We start from the raw sequence: 19,901 nt of genomic DNA on the forward strand, positions 1-19,901 counted from the left end.
ATTTTTTACATTGAATGATTTGATTTTATTGGTGAGTAATCAATCGTAATTTCAACTGTGTTTACACCGCTATGAGCTTTAATTCTCTTATATTCTCTCCAGATGTTAATACTTGGGTTGGGATAATACTCCCATGTATTATTTGCAAGTAATGTAACCTTATTATCTAAAAACAACTCTTGAACAACTGTTTTATTAGTTACAAATACGATACTTCCTTTAACAACTCCATGCTCCCCAATCATTGAATCAAAAACAACAGATCCTGCTTTCAGCTCAGAACCTTGTAATTTAAATACCGACCCATTGAATTTATACGAATCAAAAGAAAGTATTGGCTGTGATTTGTTTAATGATTCTACCGAGTTCACCTGTGACTTTTGTATTTCAACATGATTTTGATTTTCTTTATTGTCCCCATGGCAAGCAACGATTACAAACATTGCTGCAATGTAAGTTATTCTACTAACAATCATATAATCTCCATTTATATTAATTTTAGTCACCAAAGAATAAAATTTAACACTGACAGTTACAACACTGAGTAATGCAGCTTGATTACTATCTATAAATTTAAAAACTCATACGAATAGGTAGCTTTAGATGGCTTTTTTCTTGCTTTTTCCAACTACTACAGGAATCCCACTTCGCTTTTCTAATGCCTTTTTTAACACCAATGAATCGGTTACAGCATTCGCAATAAATCGCATCACGGATTCGGATATTGGGATTGGTGAAGTCTTGTTTGATTCAAACTCTTGCTGATTTTCTGACAGCGGCTGATGTACTTCAATATAACGTTCACCGTTGGCCAAAACCGCTACTTTGATTGGCTCGTCAATGATTTGGACTCTGGTACCAGTTGGTACTGCATTAAATAAACGCTCAATGTCTTTATTACGTAACCGAATACAACCATGACTTATTCTAAGCCCAATTCCAAAATTGGCATTAGTCCCATGAATGGCGTACATATCACCGATATAGAGTGCAAATGGTCCCATTGGATTATCTGGGCCTGCTGGCCATACGTCTGGTAGTGTTACTCCTTGAACTAAATATTCCGCTTTCATCTTGGCCGTTGGCGTCCAAGTCGGATTGACTTTTTTACGCCAAACTTTAGTTATCCAGTTTTCTGGAGTCGCCTTACCTACCTCACCAATGCCTATTGGATACACTTCAACTTTAGGTTTACCTTTTGGATAATAATACAGCCGCATTTCAGCAAGGTTAATCACGATTCCTCGGTGAACTGTATTTGGAAGGATCAATTTGTGAGGAATAATCAGCTCTCGCCCAGCTTGAGGTAGAAAAGGATCAACATTTGGGTTCGCTTGCATCAAATTGGTCAATCCGACGCTAAATTGAGCAGCAATGTTCTCTAATGATTGCTTACCTTGAGGAACGACATAAATATCATTGCGACCAACAAGCCTATCGCCATTAGGAGGTAAGTCATAACTCAAACCATAGGCACTGTGTGAAAAAATAGCGACCAACCAAAAAGCCCAAACTTGTTTCATACCAGACTCAATAAGCTAAATTTTCATTATCTTAATTTATAAAAATAAAATTAACAGTGTGATTTTGAACGTGGGCTTTAAAGATGCCATATTCAGACTTCAAATTGATAATCTGCTAATTGACTGATTTCACTTCGGTGTGAAACCATAATTAAAGTAATACCCTGTTGCTTTAAGCGATCGATAATGCGCTTACTGGTGTCTGCATCAACATGGCTAAACGCTTCATCAAAAAAGAGCACTTCTGAGTTGTAACATAAGGCTCGTGCTAAACTTAACCTTTGTAACTCACCTGCACTAAATTGTTCAGGCTCTAATGGCGTATTGCTATTATTTTCTGCATGAAATCCAAGCCTTCTATCGAGTTCAACCAGCTCTAATATTTGCTTCATTTGTTCGATATTAGGTTTACGTCCCGAAAATAAAAACTCCGTCAATGAACCACATATTTCTTCGTTGGCAAAAACAAAACCGACATCGACATTTTTATAAGCAGGCTTACCTTGGAAAAGTGCGAGACCAGTTATTGGTTTTCTTTGACCTGACAAAATATCAAACAAAGTGCTTTTGCCTGAGCCACTATTACCAACCAAACATAATATATCATTCTTATAAATGATTAAGTTCTTTCGCTGAAACAAATCACAATCAATACCGTTGTAACCAAACCCCATATCAATTAACTGAAACACCGCCTGATCGTCTTTAGCTTCAATTTCAACTGCTTCATCTACAGCTTCTGTTTCAACCTCATAAAATGTGGCTGAATCTATCGCAGTATCTTTGTTACTTAAGTAATCATCAACATGCCCTTGAAACTGTTTGATTTTAGGTAAAACCGTCAAGCTCAACATGTAGGTGAATGAGTAAGCCCCATAGCTCAACTCGCCTTTTATCAATAAGTAGCAAGAACAAAACAACATCAGGGCTGGCGTAACTGAGTCTATGGTTTGTGAAAGTGTTTGATAACGAAAAAGGAATTTTTTTAATTCAAAATCTGGTGTGAATTGAGGAAATACTCGCCCCATCATCGAGGAAAGGATTTCAAATCGCATTCCCATTAATGCAAAGCGTTTTAAATCGAATAACCTTTGATTGAGGTGACCATTAAATTGAGTTTCAACTCGTGCCTTTTCAATGGTCAGCTCTTTCACTTGCTTCTTAATTTTGACTCTATAAAGCAGTAACAACAAATAGGGAATGATGGTTACGATAAAAAGAGGAGGGTTAATCAATAAAATCAGCAAAAGTGATATGACTGCAAAGCTAATAGAATCAAAAAAAGTAAACACAGCTTGTCCGAGCTTACTGGATAAACTTCTTAAGCCAGAAATTTTATTACTGATTTCTCCTTCATAGTGAGAATCAAAAAAGTCGATATTTTTGCTGCTGAGACTTTGAACTAAACTCTGATTAAACCGATATTCGGCATCTTGATTGAGGTAAAGTTGAATTCGTAAACTAATGCGATTAATCAGCCAACTCAAAAGAATAGTGACGATTGCAGACAACCCTATTATTGCCACCCAACCTTTGAGGTTATTGGCAATCGCGATGTCGTAATAGGCGTGAAAAAGTCCGGCATATATCACTTCCAACACCATGAAGATAATACCGGGTAATAGTACAAACTTGAGAGCTCTTTGCTTAAAGACAGGCAATAAGAAGTCATAAAATGACGACTTGTTGATTTCCTCTTGCTCATTACTTAACTTATCCTCAATTTCGATACAAATACCGGTAAAGTGTTCACCCAGCTTATCAATGGATAATATCCGCCTTCCCCTTGCAGGATCGTTAATGTATGCCTTTTCCCCTACAACCCGTTCCAATACCACAAAGTGACTTAAATTCCAGTGTAATATTACTGGACGCTCTAGCTTTCTAAGCGCATTTAAGCCTTTCTTTTTCACGACCGATTTATAGCCAAGTCGAAAGGCACCTTTTTGCAATTGTGCAACGGTGGCGCCATCTCGATTTACCCCACATAAAGTTCTTAAATGACTGGTTGACTGGTAATTCCCCATCCATTCCAAAACGATACCAAGACATGCCGCTCCACACTCTGCTGGATGTTGCTGTAATCGAACTTCAGTGATGAGTTTATCTGTCATTTTGTCACCCCAAGCTCTATCACTTCATCAGCGATATGTTGCAGCTCAACTCTATGGCTAACTCTAATAATGTATTCATATTTTGATTTCAGCTCAGAGAGGATCTCCAACTCCATCTGCTCAGGAATACCTGATAGTGCTTCATCCAAAATCAATATTTTTGATGGTTTAAACAGTAACTGTGCTAATAAAATTCGTTGGCACTCTCCCGTGGAAAATGACGCAGCAGCCGACATAATGGGTGTATCCAACCCTAAGGGAAGCTGTTTGGCTTTCTCGTCCATTTTAACCGTTTCTAACACATCCCAAAGCTTGCGATCTGAAATATTTTCTTGAGTAAAAAGCGACAAATTATCTTTTAATGAGCCAACAAATAAACGAGACTCTTGTCCTAAATAGGAAAATAGGCTTTTTCTTTCAGGCTCAGTTAGTAAATGAGAGGCTACACCTGCGATCCTTATCTCTCCAGAATAAGGACGCTCACTACCTAAAATACAGCGGATCAGAGTACTTTTTCCTGCTCCTGACGCTCCTCTAATATCAATAATTGAGTGAGGTAAAAATTCAGCTGAAAAATTCTCACCGTCTTTAAAGTGGCAATCGTGGGGAAGTTTTAACTGCTCAAACCTTACAGTCAAAGCCGTCAGTCTAAGCGTCTCTGGCTCAATGGCTTCGCACATAGGCGTCATAAGCTGCTGTATACTTTTGATGTCATTATTGAGACTTCTTTTTAAATCAAAAATAATCACTATTTTTGGGAAAGAGCGGAATACAGTATTAACCAAATACAAAATCATATATGCACTGCTGATACTTAGGCTGTAGCCTTTTAAATCATCACTCACTAAATGGGCACTCACCAACATAGCCACACTTAACGCTAACCCTTGGAAAAAGTGTTGATGGTATAAGCTGCTTTGAGTATGTTCGCTCAGTTCTCTACTACTGGCTAAATAATCAACATGCTGTTGCTGATATTGGGCAATAGCTGTATTAATTCGCTGATAGTAAAGATCGGGCTTTATATTTTGAACAAACTTATTCAATGCTTGTTGACTTGAAATAAGTTGCTGTTGAGTTTGCTCTTTTAGTGAAGTGATTTGTTCCCTGTTCTTGATGCTTATTATTGCCGCTACAAATGTCAAAATGATTGGCACAAGTACTAACCAAATTGGGGCTCGTGAAAAGATTGACATAGCCAAAGGAACTAATGCAACACAGCTTCCCAACATCTGCCGATATGAAATATTTAATTGTGCAAGGTGTTGGGCGCTACGACAGAGTTGTGCGATTTCACTCTGCTTATCTACCGGTAAAGACCAGAGCATTGACAGCCTAAGATAGGTTAGTCTTTCTTGAGAAACAGAATCAATCCAACTCTGCGCTCTTTGCATCAAATATTTACCAAAGATAAAGCTAATAATTACCGCGAAGATAAGAAAACCCACATTGAAATAAGTCATTACTGACTGCGTGGGCACAATATACTTTAATGTATCCATACCTGACATAAACAGCATACTTACCATCAAACTTACCGCAAAATTGAGCTTCATAAATTGCGACAAAAAGCTCTGTATTGGAGCATTGATGTAATCCGCTAACGATTCAGCTTTAACCTCTTTATGCCATGAAAAAGTATCTATCAGTAGATGAAAGCTTTGGAGTTGATTAAGCAGATCATCGGTATTGCTAACACTGAACTCTTCCCCAGTATTTAATACTAAAACGTGGGTAGAGGATAAACTCAGTATTTTCGCCGTTGAGCGGATTAACACAGGCCCAAAAGATTTATGCACCCCAAACAAAAGCGGCGCATTCATTAGTTCTATAGATTCAAATTCACAGGTAGTAGATACAAAACCTAATTTTTTAAAAGTAGAAAGCCACGGCTTGTCCGTTTTGCCGATTGGCAACGACAACCTAGATTTCGATGACCAATCAATGTATGCAACAGGCTCAATAAAATGTTGCAAACGTTTTAAGTTAAGAGAGTGGTGATTACTCTCCATAAACGGTTCCAATTGCTGGCCAAAAAACCCAAGATTGTAGAGGGCACATCAGCAGCTGATTTGAGTTATTTGCAGGCTCAATCAAAAGCTGATCATCATCAACATTGGCAATAAAATGGGTAATGCCGAGTTTTTCACTGATCTTTTCTGCAACACTGAGTCGACTTACTTCAATAGACTTTCCATTTTCCAAACTTAACTTTAACTTGTATTCTGAGCTATTACTGGCTTTCCCCTGAAAAACGCTTGGTGACATATCACCCAGATAAACAATTAAGGTGTTTTCTTTTGTTGAACGCTTTAACTGCTTGTACCAATTTGAACCACCATCAAATTGGATCAGCTCTACCTCAATCTTATAAAGGGTTCTTAAAAGATCTTTGATATAAACCAACCTAGGATCAGGTACGCTTTGCTGGTACATCATAATCACATTAGATGTACCACTTTTATGGTGAAACATACGAGTTAAACAGTAAAAAATAGAAAATACACTTTGATGGTGTACTGATTCAATAATCACTGAACCAGCATAATTTGGGATTTCATCAGGAAAACCAATGACTGATGTAATGTGGTTGAGATAAGCATCCGCTTGCGTCACACTCATTGTCGGCAAATAGAAGCGTTCAAAGTGATAATCCAAACAACTTAAGGCCGCTTTTTGGTCCTCAGATTTTGACAATTTTAATGACTTAATTTGTGTTGATAAACTCAAGCTTTTCAACACAGGATCTTTTTGCCAGTAAGCTCGAATATCATCATAGGTTCGACGAATACTGCTGGTATTCGATAACCGATTCAAAATCGTTAAATCAAATCTAGGCTCTACCTTCTCTTGTAACACATCCTTGTTTCCCATCATCAACTCCGTTAATAATCCTTACCGATAAAAATTCTGGCAACGTAGGGAATGATCACCTCTATTGGCGCTAATTCATCAATAGTGATGACTGCACTGGTAGGTACTCCGGGAGATATTGGCCTAACAGGCTTTCTTCCTCCCCAGTCGTAAGCACCTTTTGCAGTTTTATCTAAACTGAGAATCACTACCTCACCAGGGACATTTCCAATGATTTTGCTGGCTAAATCTTTATCCCCAACTAACGAATAAGACTGTACTTTAGTTAGAGCAAATGGGCTTATTGACTGAATTTCAGCTGATAACTTTGCACCAATTATCGCTTTTTCAAACAAAGGTTGAATTAGCGCTTTATCCCCTTCATTGACCAATTTGGCATCTTGATAACGCAATATTGCAATATTCACCAGTTGATCATCTGTCCAGTTTTCTCCAACGGTTTCCAAGCTACTGAATACTGGAATGTTGTTGTCAGAGTGTAATTGGTAGTTTTCTATCAGTATCTTTTGCTCGTTAAATTCGAAAACAACAGAATCACCTTTGACTTTTACATTAGTTAGGCCATCAATATCTTCGAGTTGTTGTTTTAAATCATTGAGTAACGCACGATGGTTCTCTCCTTCTACAAACAATGAAGAGAGCTGTTTGTTGACTTTAAAATCAAAAGTGCCATGGCGGGCATGAGGGGAAACAATCAGCATTTTTTTCTTTTTTTGCACTTTGACACTAAGCAGAGTGATGGTTTCTCCTTTCGCAACAATCTGTCCAACGCGCTTTTTGGTATCGATCAGTTTCCCGTCGTATTCGGTAAAAATATTTTGTTGAACCCAGTTCTTATGCTCAAGCTTGATGAGTGCTTGCGCCGCCTTTTTCTGCTTAAGTGCTATTTTGTTTAGTGCATTTTCATGCTCGAATTTTTCTTGCTCAATGGCGTTTAAATCGGTTTGTATTTCAAGATACTGCTGAGTGATATCATCATTGAGGGTCGCAATTTGTTGCTCTTGACGAGTGATGTTCAAATTGAGCTTTGGTTTGGCTTCTTCAAGTGTTGAAAGCGATTGTGCCAATGATTCATATTTACTCAGTAAGGGGATCAAAGTGCTTTCACTGCTGTAGCCTTTTGATTGCAAGGCTTTTAATTTGTTAATGTAACGCTTATACATTTGTTTGGTTTTCGCTAATTCAGCTTTACTGTCTTTTAAAGAACTCTTGCCAACCAATTTGTAACTCTTTAATACTGCTTCAAAGGTATGCTTTAGTTCTTTTAATCGATCGATTTTATCTTTGCTGTTGGCGATTTTTTGCTGATATAAATTCACTTGTTCATCATATTTCGCCTGTGCCTTTTTCTCTTCCGCCTTTATCACATCAAATTGCGCTTGATAAAGCGTCATTGCCGATTGGTACTCTTTTTCAGCAATAGGATCACTTAATGTTAGTAACGGATCTCCTGATTCAATATTACCGTCATCATATTCAAAAGATTCAATAACCCTCCCCTCACCAAGGGAAACACTTTCTCTAATACCGCCAATGGGTAAAATCATGCCTTTAGCTTTGACATGAACTTCGATTCTGGCAAATAACACCCAAAGCACCAGCACAGTCATAAATCCGCAAAAGAGATAAGCGATAGGTTTGAAGAAACGAAATGCTCTTTCCGGCAAAATCACCGAGAGGGATTGATGTTTTTCATATTGGTCTATAAAAGACTTTCGAAATAACCTTGCCATACTTACCCTGCCGATTGGATATGAATAATCGCGCCGTCTTTGTAGCCCAGCGTGTTAAGTTTAGTTCGCAAGATTTGCTGAGATTTTTTTAAACTTGTCGTGTTGTGTCGTTCTCCCGATACTTTTGTATCAATCGTCGCTTGAGAATCTAGCCAATCTTCTTTTTTTACTACTCCAGCATTGAGTGCTCGTGAAAAAATATTCTCAGCTGTACTCCATTTCCAATCAGGGCAAGGTGTAGATTGCTGATCGCCTTCACCATGGTACACAAAGCGGTGACTACACATACCACCACATAGAGGCAGGATTTTACACGCACGGCACGTATCATTATCAAAAGGAGACCACTGCCGCCAAAGTTGATTATTCCTCGATTCTAATGCTTTGTTGTAGTCAAAAATGGTACCTATCTTCTTCTCAGGATCATGCATGGTTTCCCAACATTTATGTAAATCACCATTTGCCGCAATTACAAGACCATTATTTTTGGCTGCGACACACATACCAAGGAATGAATTAGGCGCCGATTTAGGTCGAATAAGACCAAGTTTTTGCCCTAGGCGAGTAAACTCTAAAATTTTTTGATTAAAGACTTTTTTAGAAAGGCTCTGATTAAACGCATCACCACTTTCGGCTGTTGATGCATCAATGGGAGCAAAGTACAAACTAAAACGTCCCGTTTCAGCTAAACCTAATTGATGTAATTCGTGAAGTAACGCTTCACAATGCTCGATATTATTTTGACCGACGTTAACACGAGTGCTAATTGCCATTGGCGTTTGTGTGACTACCGCTTGAATGTTCTCGATGATTTTTTGATAACTGCCATGACCATTTAATTTGGGGCGCATTTGGTCATGGATTTCTTGTGGGCCGTCAATCGTGATCTGTGCCCAAGTACATCGACGCGCGTAAAGCTCTAATGCAGTTTCTACCGTTAGCAAATAGCCATTGGTGATGATGGATGAACTGTAATTGATTTTATTCATATCGCAAAGAGCAATCATGCGATCGGCCAGTTTTAACAAAGCAGGTTTCGCCATTAATGGCTCACCGCCATACCAAGTGATTGAAAGGCTGTTCAAATGATTTTTTTGAACATCCAAATGATCAATGATGGCCTGACTGACTTTAGCATCAAACTTATCTTGCGCTTTTTCCACCCCTTGAAAACAATATCCACATGCAAGATTACACCCTAGTGAGGGCGCAAGAGTTAGGGGTAATGAAGAGTCATCGGTGCGAATACGTGAAAATTGCATCTCTAGCTGCTCAAGCTCATTAGCGTTTTTATACACCATGAAACCATTGGCGAAATAGTATTTTATTTGAGCGGGAGAAAGCGATGAAATGTCATTGAGCAGCTGATACTCACTGGCGGTTAGCTTTGTCAGAGCACGAGTATGGCTATTAAATAATAAATAATCGTCATTTTTTAAGAGCACAGGAATATTGTATTGAGAAAGCACTAACTGAGAAGCATCAATGTGCACATCATATTTTGAGACTCTTTCGGCTAGGCTTTTAATTTGTTGCTTAGTTGCCGTTTGCATAAGTTTCAATTCCTGTTTAGTAGACTAGCATGACGGGAGTAAGGGAATGACATTAATGGCACAGCAAGACACTATGTCACCATCGTCAACATCAACTGCACATACCCCTGCATGACCTCCACATAACTCTAGGGTATTCACGGCACAAGCATCGGCGTTCGCACCACAGGTTCCTGTTCCGGCATCAGCGGCACAAGCTCCTGCTTTACCGCCACATAAATCTCCAGCCATTGCCGCAGCCGCACAAGCATCTGCATCTCCGGCACAGGCATTTGCCGCCCCTGCATGACCTCCACAAGCATCCGCATTGCCCGCACAAGCTGAAGCAGCATTCGCATCAGCCGCACAGCCACCTACATTTCCTATACAAGCTTCAGCAGCACTAGCATGACCACCACATACTGAAGCGTCACCATTACAAGCATGAGCAGCCTCAACATTTGCCCCACAAGCACCGGCATCATTAGCACAAACCGTTCCTATCGCAGTATCTGAACCACAAGCATCACTATCTACAGTACATAGAGAGCCCGCTTTAAAATTTCTACCGCATGCATCTGCATCGGCAACGCAATGCGAACCAACAGCCTTATCAATACTGCAAGCTTCGGCCACAAGCTCATCCCTAACACTTGCACCAATACCACCAGCTATTCCAGGAGACATTGCTCCAAAGCTATCAGGCCCACCAATAAAACTATCAATACCCCCCGCAGGCATTCCGTAAAGTTGCAATTCTGTATTGGTTAATTCTCTATCTTCGTTTTCATCATCAGAATCTAATAGGTCGTCAGAAATACTGAGTAACAGCCCTCTTAAATAAGCAATAAAAATATCGGCGGTAATAGCTATATCGATATTAGGCTTCTGTGTTTCAATATTGAAAGGCAATCCGTTTAACACTACGACTCGTTGATTAAGGCTATAAAGGGTATAACTCCCAACATTGAGCACTTGAAAACCGATAACTCCGCCCTGCTTTTCCAACTCTTCCAAACTGTAAAAGTTAGGCAACATCTCAAGCATGATGTAATTGACAGTATGAGCCAGTGATTGAGATACGCCCGAATTAATATTCGACCAACGTTCAGATAACAAAACGTTAGGGTTAAGCTCTACACCTTGATGGAATTGTTTAAAGGCTTTTGGGTTACTCAGTTGGTGTCTAGACATCTGACAAACGTCGTCAACAGATAAGGCAAACTTTGCGGAAGAATCTATGGTGAGCATCTTGACCTATCCCTAGTACAAAAAGCGGCAATACAAATACATTAAATTTAGTGTAGTCAATATTTGACAGCTCGTAGGATTGTAGAGTTAGCACATATTGAAATTAACGATATGATTTTGCAGATGAGTTTTTTAAAATTTAGCCACCATTCAAATTTTCTAAAAAAATATGCCTGCCTTAAATGTCATTGTCGGTTCTAAAAACCCAGTAAAAATCAATGCTAGCCAACAAGCAATCCAAGCGTTTTTTCCAAATACTGAAATTGTAACGGTAGGGGTAGACGCCCCTTCTTTAGTGGCCGACCAACCCATGACCAGTAATGAAACCCGCTTAGGGGCGATTAATCGAGTGGAATATTGTAAACAGCACCACCAAGCCGATTTTTATGTTGCGATTGAAGGTGGTGTTGAAGAAAATCAAGATGGCGTATTTACCTTTGCTTATGTCGTCATTGATAACCTAAAACAGCAACGAATAAACCAAAGTGCAATGTTGCCACTTCCAGCTGTTGTCTATCAAAAATTGACTCACGGCGAAGAGCTCGGCCATGTAATGGATGAATTATTTGGTACTGAAAATATTAAGCAAAAAGGAGGAGCGATTGGGCTGTTAACACAAGGATTATCCAGCCGTCAGCAAAGCTACGAGCAAGCGTTAACCTTAGCTATGGTGCCTTTTATCCATCAAGAATTATTTTAAAATCAAGATGTCAGAGTTAAAACCTCTGACTTCTCGCTTTATCTAATGTTCTGCACACAAGCTTGATACCGTCAATAGCTCTTGGTGTCGGCCTATGCAATAAGTCAGCATCAAGCTGATAAATCTGATGATGTTTGACCGCAGGAATACTCGGCCATTTACTCCAGTCAATCCCTTGAATATTTCCTTCGTCTTGACTTTGTAAAATCACTTCCGGTTTTGCGAGTAACACATTTTCAATACTGACTTGCGGATAATCACTACTGGCAGAATAAAAGACGTTGTCACCATTACACACCGAAATAAGTTGTTGGATCCAACTGTTTTTGGCCACTGTCATTAATGGCTTTGACCACAGTTGATAAAAAACTTTGACTCTAGGTTTATTGGCATTTGAAGTTCGAATGCTCCTCAACTGCTGTTGAAACTTAGTCACTACAGCTTTGGCTTGCTGTTGATGCCCTGTTAATTTCCCTAATTTAAGTAAATCAGTTTCAATGCCGACCAGCGTACTTGGGCTGCTGTCATACAATTTAAATCCGAGTTGTTTGAGGCGCTGAATATCTTTAGGTTTATTCCCTTTTCCCCATACCACAATTAGATCTGGATTAAGCTCTAACACTCGTTCCAATTGAATACCGTGATATCCTCCAATAGAGGGGATTTGTTTAGCTTGTTCAGGAAAATCAGCATGCTCCACCGTTGCTACGATGGAATCCCCTGCACCAATGGCAAAAAGTAATTCAACAGCATGTGGAGATAACGCAATAATACGCTCAGCAGGCTTAGCAATGGCTGATACTGTGACGAAAACCAAGGCCAACAGTATCCATTTAAGGAGTTTCATCAGTAATCAAACCCAACTTGCGCTTTTATCCCAGCCTCAAACGCGTGCTTTATCGGTTTGACTTCACTAACGGTATCGGCAAGCTCAATAATTTTACGATGACAAGCACGCCCCGTAATGATCACATGCTGCATTTTAGGGCGATGATTCAACGCCGTGATCACTCGTTCAACATCTAAGTAGTGATAACTGAGCATGTAGGTCAATTCATCAAGTAACACGCAGTCAATGGATTCATCCGTTAGCAGTTTTTCTGCCGCTTCCCAAGCAGTAACTGCAGCTGCCGTGTCTTTTTCCTTATCTTGAGTTTCCCACGTAAATCCTGTACCCATTACATGAAATTCAACACCCAGCTTTTCCAACACATTTCGCTCACCACAATCCCAAGTGCCCTTAATAAACTGCACCACAGCGGCTTTTTTTCCATGACCAATGGCTCTAGCTACCGTGCCAAATCCAGCCGTAGATTTGCCCTTACCGTTACCAGTAAGTACCAACAAAATACCTTTTTCTTCTTGGGCGGCTTCAATTTTTGCATCCACCGTTGCTTTGAGTTTTTGTTGACGCTGCTTATGTTTGCTTTCTGGCTCTGACATGCTTCCACCGTTATTTTTATTGTTACAACTCTGCGATGGATAGTGCCATATCTGGTGCTTTTTGTCTTATGTTTGTATTGTCGTTAGCCTGAGCATACAAATGAATGGACTATAAAAGAACATCGTAACCGTATGACCAAAAAGAAAGCCCGCTTTAGTAATGCGGGCTTAACAAAATCGGTGAGAGACGATGATTCACTCCAACATTTTTTTGGCGTAGGCTAATTCATATTTCATTTCCAAAATATCAATCATGGATAACGTCCCGCCTTCATAGCCTTTTTGTATGTCTGTCAATCTAGTTTCTAAAAACTTAGCCCAGTCACCCCAAGCCTTTTTCTTCGATACAAGATCAGGGTTTAGCAAGCGAGCCTCTCTCAACTTTATCTGCCATTTATACTCATGCTTGCCTTTGATGAGCCCAACTTGCTCCCCCTTTTCTAACTCCCTTAGTGCGGATTCCGCTATGGTTATTAAGTTTCTATCCGCTTGAGCATAAAAAGGGATATAAAGGATCGACAGTAAAAGTGCTAGAGAAGCCGTTTTCATAGAACATTCCTTGTCCAAAAATATTGAAAAATGATTCAGATAAATTTAAGTGTAGCTTGGGAATGTACCCAGCTACAAGAAATGTAGCTGGGGGAAAGAGTATTACTTCAACTCTCGATTTAAGAAATCAGCCAATGATTTATATAAGTGATTTCTAACTTTTTCACCACGCATCGAGTGCTTAGACCCTGGATAATCAATCATTTTAAATAGCTTACCTTCGTCCTGAAGCGCTTTATAAACTCGAGTGCTGTTTTCAAATAATACGTTATCATCTGCCATACCGTGATACATCAACAGTCCAGATTGATAGCCTTTCACATATGGCATCACGCTGCTGAGCTCATAACCTTTTTTATTGGTATTTGGGTTACCTAAATAGCGCTCAGTGTAGTGAGTATCATACAAGTGCCAATCCGTTACAGGAGCACCTGAAATCGCCGCTTTAAAATAATCAGGCGCTTTGAAAATACCCATCAACGCCATATAACCACCGTAACTGTGGCCGTAAATCGCAACGTTTTTCTTATCAACAAACGGCAAGGTTCTTAGATAATCAACACCCACTTTTTGGTCGTTTAATTCAACTTCACCAAGGTGTTTATAAATTGGAAACTCAAACTTAGTGCCACGATTGGCGCTTCCACGGTTATCCAGCTGGAAAACCACAAAGCCATTTTGCACTAGATATTGAGTAAAATAGTCTTGAGATGACCAGCTATTGGTTACGCGCTGAGCGTGAGGTCCGCCATAAACTCGAACCACAACCGGATACTTTTTGTTAGCGTCAAACGGCACTGGCTTAAATAAACGCGAGTACAAGGTTTGTCCATCATCTGCTTTTAAAGTTTTAAATTGCGGAACCTGCCATAAGCCTGCATACGGATATAACGGATGACCTTTCGCCACTTTGTTTTGCTCAATCCAAGAGATGAGTTTACCCGTTGAGTTGTGTAAACTGATTTGCGGTGGTTGAGTCAAACTGTTGAAGTAGTCTAAATAAATGCTCTTTTTCTTAGCAAACACCGCATTGTGCATACCGTGTTTTTTACTCAGCTTTTCTATCTTGCCACCCGTTAATTTCACACGATAAAGCTGGCGTTCAACTGGCGTATCTTTACGACCTGTAAAATAAATCCAGCCTGACTTTTCAGCTACATGAGAAATGGCATCAACCGCCCACTGACCTTGAGTGAGTTGTTTCTTTAGCTTGCCATCAACACCGTAAAGGTAGATATGAGAAAAGCCATCGCGCTCAGACGTCCATAAAAAATCCGGCTGTTGCTTCAAAAAGCGTAGGTTTTTATGAAGATTGATCCACGCTTTACTGCGCTCTTGTACCAACAATTTTGAGGTTTTAGGTTTAGTAACATCAACCACGCGTAACTGTAAGTCTTGTTGATCACGGCTTTGCCATTGATAAGACAAGTGCTTACTATCAGGTAACCACTTCACGCGAGGCAGGTAAATGTCTTTATTTTTACCTAAATTAACCCACTGAGTGTTGCCTGACTTCACCTCGACCACACCTAATGCAATTTCTACATTGGTTTTGCCCGCATAGGGATAACGCTGCTGAGTTAGCTTAATCCCATCGGCATAAATTTCATTACGTGTTACTAACTCTACGCCTGACTCATCAACGCGAGTAAAGGCAATTTTAGACTCATCCGCTGACCACCAGTAGCCTGTGTAACGTCCCATTTCTTCTTGAGCAACAAACTCAGCCATACCGTTTTTGATCGCGCCGCCACCGTCTTTGGTTAACGCGGTGAGCTTTTTATTGGCTAAATTCAGAACGAATACGTTTTGATCACGAATAAACGAAACAAAGTGACCTTTAGGAGATAGCTTGGCATCGGTTGCAAAGCCTTCGCCGATTGGCAACGAAGAAACTTTACCGCTAGATAAACTGAATAAATACAGTTTGCCGCTAGCTGGGATCAGTACGAACTTTCCATCCGCTGACCACTGATATTCCATGATCCCTTGGCCATAAATGCGCTGGCGCTCACGACGTGCTTTTTCTTCATCAGACAACTCACCAGAAGCTAATTTGTCAGCGTTAACCAGAATACTGGTTTTTCCTGTTTTAACGTCCACTTGCCACAAATCATAAAAGCTTTGGTTATCAGCACGACCAGCAAGATACGTTACTCTTCTGCCATCTGGGGAAAGTTTTAGCCCTCTAGGGCTTTTACCTGCTAACGCAGGAGAGGCATTCATACGTTCGATGGTAAGTGATTCCTTACCACCTGTTAGCATTGATTCAGACGCATGAAGCTGTGGAGAGACCAATTGCGCACTTAAACATAACGCTACACCCGTAAGTGCAGTCTTAAGCCATGTAGGTTTCATCGTTATAACCTTAGTTAGAATTTGTCGTTATTCTGCCAGAACAGGTTTAAAAGAGAAATCTGTAAAAGTGGGTAAACTAGGAATTAAGCTTTTTTCATAACTGTACGAAATCTCTATATAAAAAGGTACATTGAGTATTATTTATTGATGGATAACACCATGGCTACTGCACATACTCCTGAAGCATCTATCGTCTTAAATACCATCTTTTTACCTAAACTGGATCCCAATCAAAAAGATCAAGAAGATGATACAGGGTATATTTTCGAAAGATACGGTAGACGTTGGAAGTTTTCACATCAGGATGGTGTTAGTCGTTGTGGGATTTGTCTTACACGCCCAGCTATACTGAATTTCTGTGAAAATGATAAGCATTTTTTTTGTAAACCTTGCATAGATAAACACATCGACACAAGACCCGAAGGTGTTTATTGGGATGATAAACGTGCATGTCCAAATTGTCGTAGAGAAGTCCCTATCGCCGATGCAAAAAGGCTCATAGAAGAAAAAAATACGCAAACCACAGTGAATGACATTAATGTTTCTTGTATGGCCTGCGATGGTGTGGTTTTACTCGGCATGCTAGAACAACACCCACAAGATTGTGTCGCCCAAAAAGCTGAACGTCTTGAAAAATACAATAAAAAGTACAGAGTTGATAAACAAGAAGACGATTCACATAATGGCCTCGATCCTGAGAAGATGGGTATACGTCAATATTTGAAAGCTAGCCAAGACCAAGGGATCCCGATTGTCACAGAAATAAATGGGCGAGCCGACGAAGTAACCCCACTTCTCCCTAATAATAGACTGCACAATATACAAGACGCACCAAATCGGCAGCGTAGAAATAGATTTCTTTGTTGCCTCTGCATATAAAACAAAGTATTCCTGATCAATAACATTTTCAAAATGAAATTACATTAAAGCTAATGTATGATCCGCAAGCAAAAGCCCCTCTTTTGCTTTAAGGATCGTCAATGCAAACCTTTACTCAGTTTTTAGCAGAAACGTCAGTTTCTCCCTCATTAAGCCAGTTACTTCATACCCTTACTATAACTTCTAAAGAGATCAGCCATGCTGTTCAACATGGTGCTTTGGCAGGCGTACTTGGAGCAACCGAACAAGAAAATGTGCAAGGGGAAACCCAAAAGAAGCTAGACGTTATTACCAATGACATGCTTAAGGACGCATTAGCCGAAGATTCAACGGTAAAAGGCATTGCCTCAGAAGAAGAAGATGATGTCGTCGCAGCCAATACTAACGGTGAGTTTTTAGTAAGTTTTGATCCCCTTGATGGTTCTTCAAATATCGATATTAACTCGTTAGTAGGTACGATTTTTTCAGTTTTACCCGCTAAAGATGGTGAATTGACTCAGCAGCATTTTTTACAAGCAGGTCGTAATCAAGTAGCGGCTGGTTATGTGCTTTATGGTCCATCAACCATGTTAACGCTCACCACTGGTAATGGCGTATTTATGTTTACCCTTTGCCCTGATAGCAATGAATTTATGTTGACGGAATCGAATGTCACCATTCCTGCGGACACAAAAGAATTTGCCATCAATATGTCTAATCAGCGCTTCTGGCAACCAGCAATGCAAAACTATATTGACGATCTTCTAAAAGGCGATACTGGCGTTCGTGGTAAAAACTTTAATATGCGTTGGATTGCAGCCATGGTAGGTGATGTACATCGTGTGCTTTCTCGTGGCGGTTTATTTACTTATCCAACCGATACTAAGAACCCAGTAAAACCATTTAAGCTGCGCTTAATGTACGAAGCCAATCCTATGGCATTGTTAGTTGAACAAGCACAAGGCAAAGCTTCAACAGGTTATGAAGATATTTTGGATATCCAACCAACTGAAATCCACCAGCGTGTCGCGGTAATTTTGGGCTCAAGTAACGAGGTGGACGCTTGCTTGCAATATCACAGTTAATAATAGGTATCATCTAACCGTCGCTATGATCTAAGTGCCTGTCGATAAGTTCTTTGAAACTTATGGTCAGGTACTTGCTGTTCGTCATAGCGACAACATTGTTCTCAACACAGTATCCACATAAACTATTGATCTCAATCAAAGTTCATCGCTAAACGATTGATAGCATACGGGCCTATTTGTAAAAAAGACAACATTAAGCCCTACAATGAATTCGCAATCTTCAGATCACTTAAACCGCACAAATACAGAGACCACCTTTTCTAAAGACTTAGAACTGATCTCCACGACAGACGAACAAGGTAACATCATTTATGTTAACCAAGCGTTTATTGAGGTCTCAGGGTATTCAGAAGAAGAATTGATTGGGCAGCCCCATAATATTATTCGTCATCCAGATATGCCTAAAGCCGCGTTTAAAGGTATGTGGGAAGCGATTCAAGCAGGCAGGCCTTGGCGGGGAATTGTAAAAAATCAGACAAAACAAGGGGAATACTACTGGGTTGACACCTTTGTGACTCCAATTTTTGAGCAAGGTAAAGTTAAAGGGTATCAGTCCGTTCGCACTAAACCTCAGCAAAAGCATATCAACAAAGCCAGTCAAATTTTTCAACAATTAAATCAAGGGAAAGCCCTTAATACAGGAATATCCTTAACCCAAAAAAGAATATTTTCTGGGATATCTGCAACTGTTGGGCTTTTGTTAGCGGGATATTTCATTGATTGGATGGTAATACCGACTGGTATAGCATTAATGGCGTTTAATTTAGCCATTTTCTATGATGAAGCTTTTCGAGTCCCAGCTACCGTATTGAAAATGCAACAAGAACTCGATCCCGTAAGCCGTTTGGTTTATTGCGGACAAACCACCTCGTCTACTCTGGCATTTCAAATCTCAATGCTGAACAGCAAACTTAAAGGCGTGTTAGGACGAACACACGATCAAGCCGAACAGTTACAGAGTATTGCCGATGATCTTGTTTATTCAACCCAAAAAGTTCACGTCAGTTTAGAAGACGAACAACATAAAGTGTCTTCGATTGCCACTGCGATTGAACAAATGCAATCGACTATTGCTGATGTTGCCCAAAATGCCAACTCAACTTCTGAGCAGTTAGAGCAAGCAAACACTTGGTGTCAGGGCTCCCAGCAATCCATCAATGACAATAAAATGAATATTAAACGTCTATCAAAAGAAGTTTCTGATGCAGCTAACAATGCGGTACTTCTCAATAATGAAGCCGAGCAAGTCGCCAGTGCTATGTCTGAAATTGATGCCATTGCTGAACAAACTAACTTACTAGCATTAAACGCTGCGATTGAAGCCGCACGTGCGGGCGACCAAGGTCGCGGCTTTGCTGTCGTTGCTGATGAAGTTCGAGCACTTTCCAATCGAACAAGACAATCTACTAGCACCATTTCTGAAAGCATCGAACGAACCTTTGGCATGTTGAATAATTGGGTCACTCAACTGAAACAAAGCGAACAAGAGGCAAACAATTGCGTCAATTTGATCTCTGAATCAGCCCAACAAATCGACAAAATCTATCATGGCATGAATACCATAAATGAATTTGCAAAAGATAATGCGGTTGCCGCACTTCAGCAAAACCAAGTGATAACAGAGCTTTCTGAAAATATGCAAAAAATTAGGGTTCTTAGTCGAGATAACTTTCAAGCCATCGAAGTGATTGAGCAAGCATCAGTACACGTTAAGCACCAAGTTGATAAAGCCAAAAACCTAAGACATACCTTTGGGTAACCTATTTTACGCATATTTAACACACCAAAAAGGATTTTTTATTCAAAAATAAAGCATAAGTAGCACTTTTAATCCATTTGCAATATTAATAATTTACAGGGTAATGATAACTCGGTAAG

Annotated in this window: 16 protein-coding genes; 4 read left to right on the forward strand and 12 right to left on the reverse strand. The window is 39.9% G+C overall.

Annotation, left to right across the window (positions count from 1 at the left end):
* Positions 1 to 5 precede the first annotated feature (5 nt).
* From E2H97_RS14580 to E2H97_RS14615, 8 genes are all read right to left on the reverse strand, one after another.
* A complete protein-coding gene (locus E2H97_RS14580; protein ID WP_133407808.1) occupies positions 6 to 476 on the reverse strand; it encodes a hypothetical protein in 471 nt (156 codons plus the stop codon).
* Positions 477 to 599: 123 nt separating this feature from the next.
* On the reverse strand, positions 600 to 1,523 hold the full coding sequence (locus E2H97_RS14585) for a L,D-transpeptidase family protein (protein WP_133407809.1): 924 nt from the start codon (positions 1,521 to 1,523) through the stop codon (positions 600 to 602).
* Between the two features lie 92 nt (positions 1,524 to 1,615).
* The gene (locus tag E2H97_RS14590; protein ID WP_133407810.1) at positions 1,616 to 3,637 is read right to left on the reverse strand and encodes a cysteine peptidase family C39 domain-containing protein; all 2,022 of its coding nucleotides are present in this window, start codon (positions 3,635 to 3,637) and stop codon (positions 1,616 to 1,618) included.
* Positions 3,634 to 5,649, reverse strand: coding sequence for an ATP-binding cassette domain-containing protein (locus E2H97_RS14595; RefSeq protein ID WP_133407811.1), 2,016 nt, complete (start codon positions 5,647 to 5,649; stop codon positions 3,634 to 3,636). Before E2H97_RS14595 ends, E2H97_RS14590 begins: the two co-directional genes overlap by 4 nt.
* Positions 5,639 to 6,514 carry a hypothetical protein gene (locus E2H97_RS14600; RefSeq protein WP_133407812.1) on the reverse strand — a complete coding sequence of 292 codons (876 nt, stop codon included), beginning with the start codon at positions 6,512 to 6,514 and terminating at the stop codon, positions 5,639 to 5,641. Before E2H97_RS14600 ends, E2H97_RS14595 begins: the two co-directional genes overlap by 11 nt.
* Positions 6,515 to 6,522: 8 nt before the next feature.
* Positions 6,523 to 8,244 carry an HlyD family secretion protein gene (locus E2H97_RS14605; protein WP_133407813.1) on the reverse strand — a complete coding sequence of 574 codons (1,722 nt, stop codon included), beginning with the start codon at positions 8,242 to 8,244 and terminating at the stop codon, positions 6,523 to 6,525.
* Positions 8,245 to 8,246: 2 nt separating this feature from the next.
* Positions 8,247 to 9,797, reverse strand: a complete 1,551-nt coding sequence (locus E2H97_RS14610) for a radical SAM/SPASM domain-containing protein (protein WP_133407814.1) — start codon at positions 9,795 to 9,797, stop codon at positions 8,247 to 8,249.
* Positions 9,798 to 9,821: 24 nt separating this feature from the next.
* Positions 9,822 to 11,027, reverse strand: coding sequence for a hypothetical protein (locus E2H97_RS14615; protein ID WP_133407815.1), 1,206 nt, complete (start codon positions 11,025 to 11,027; stop codon positions 9,822 to 9,824).
* Positions 11,028 to 11,196: 169 nt separating this feature from the next.
* On the opposite strand from E2H97_RS14615, the gene yjjX reads away from it, so the two are divergent.
* Entirely contained in the window at positions 11,197 to 11,727 is a 531-nt protein-coding gene (gene yjjX, locus E2H97_RS14620) for an inosine/xanthosine triphosphatase (protein ID WP_133407816.1), read from the forward strand.
* 16 nt (positions 11,728 to 11,743) lie between these two features.
* Here the strand turns inward: yjjX and E2H97_RS14625 are convergent, their stop codons facing one another.
* From E2H97_RS14625 to E2H97_RS14640, 4 genes are all read right to left on the reverse strand, one after another.
* Complete coding sequence (locus tag E2H97_RS14625) at positions 11,744 to 12,574, reverse strand: cobalamin-binding protein (protein ID WP_133407817.1); 831 nt, start codon at positions 12,572 to 12,574, stop codon at positions 11,744 to 11,746.
* Positions 12,574 to 13,170: a cob(I)yrinic acid a,c-diamide adenosyltransferase gene (cobO, locus tag E2H97_RS14630; RefSeq protein ID WP_133407818.1), complete on the reverse strand. Its 597-nt coding sequence runs from the start codon at positions 13,168 to 13,170 to the stop codon at positions 12,574 to 12,576. Before cobO ends, E2H97_RS14625 begins: the two co-directional genes overlap by 1 nt.
* Positions 13,171 to 13,365: 195 nt before the next feature.
* Positions 13,366 to 13,719 carry a hypothetical protein gene (locus tag E2H97_RS14635; RefSeq protein ID WP_133407819.1) on the reverse strand — a complete coding sequence of 118 codons (354 nt, stop codon included), beginning with the start codon at positions 13,717 to 13,719 and terminating at the stop codon, positions 13,366 to 13,368.
* A 102-nt stretch (positions 13,720 to 13,821) separates the two neighbouring features.
* A complete protein-coding gene (locus tag E2H97_RS14640; RefSeq protein WP_133407820.1) occupies positions 13,822 to 16,077 on the reverse strand; it encodes a S9 family peptidase in 2,256 nt (751 codons plus the stop codon).
* Between the two features lie 159 nt (positions 16,078 to 16,236).
* On the opposite strand from E2H97_RS14640, the gene E2H97_RS14645 reads away from it, so the two are divergent.
* The 3 genes from E2H97_RS14645 to E2H97_RS14655 all read left to right on the forward strand — a co-directional run bounded on the left by E2H97_RS14645 (position 16,237) and on the right by E2H97_RS14655 (position 19,782).
* Positions 16,237 to 16,956: an RING finger protein gene (locus E2H97_RS14645; RefSeq protein WP_133407821.1), complete on the forward strand. Its 720-nt coding sequence runs from the start codon at positions 16,237 to 16,239 to the stop codon at positions 16,954 to 16,956.
* A 101-nt stretch (positions 16,957 to 17,057) separates the two neighbouring features.
* Positions 17,058 to 18,020 (forward strand): class 1 fructose-bisphosphatase, encoded by a 963-nt coding sequence (locus tag E2H97_RS14650; RefSeq protein WP_133407822.1) that lies wholly within the window; start codon positions 17,058 to 17,060, stop codon positions 18,018 to 18,020.
* A gap of 208 nt (positions 18,021 to 18,228) precedes the next feature.
* On the forward strand, positions 18,229 to 19,782 hold the full coding sequence (locus E2H97_RS14655; protein ID WP_133407823.1) for a methyl-accepting chemotaxis protein: 1,554 nt from the start codon (positions 18,229 to 18,231) through the stop codon (positions 19,780 to 19,782).
* Positions 19,783 to 19,901: the final 119 nt, after the last annotated feature.

The organism is Parashewanella tropica (assembly GCF_004358445.1).
Taxonomy (GTDB): Bacteria; Pseudomonadota; Gammaproteobacteria; order Enterobacterales; family Shewanellaceae; genus Parashewanella; species Parashewanella tropica.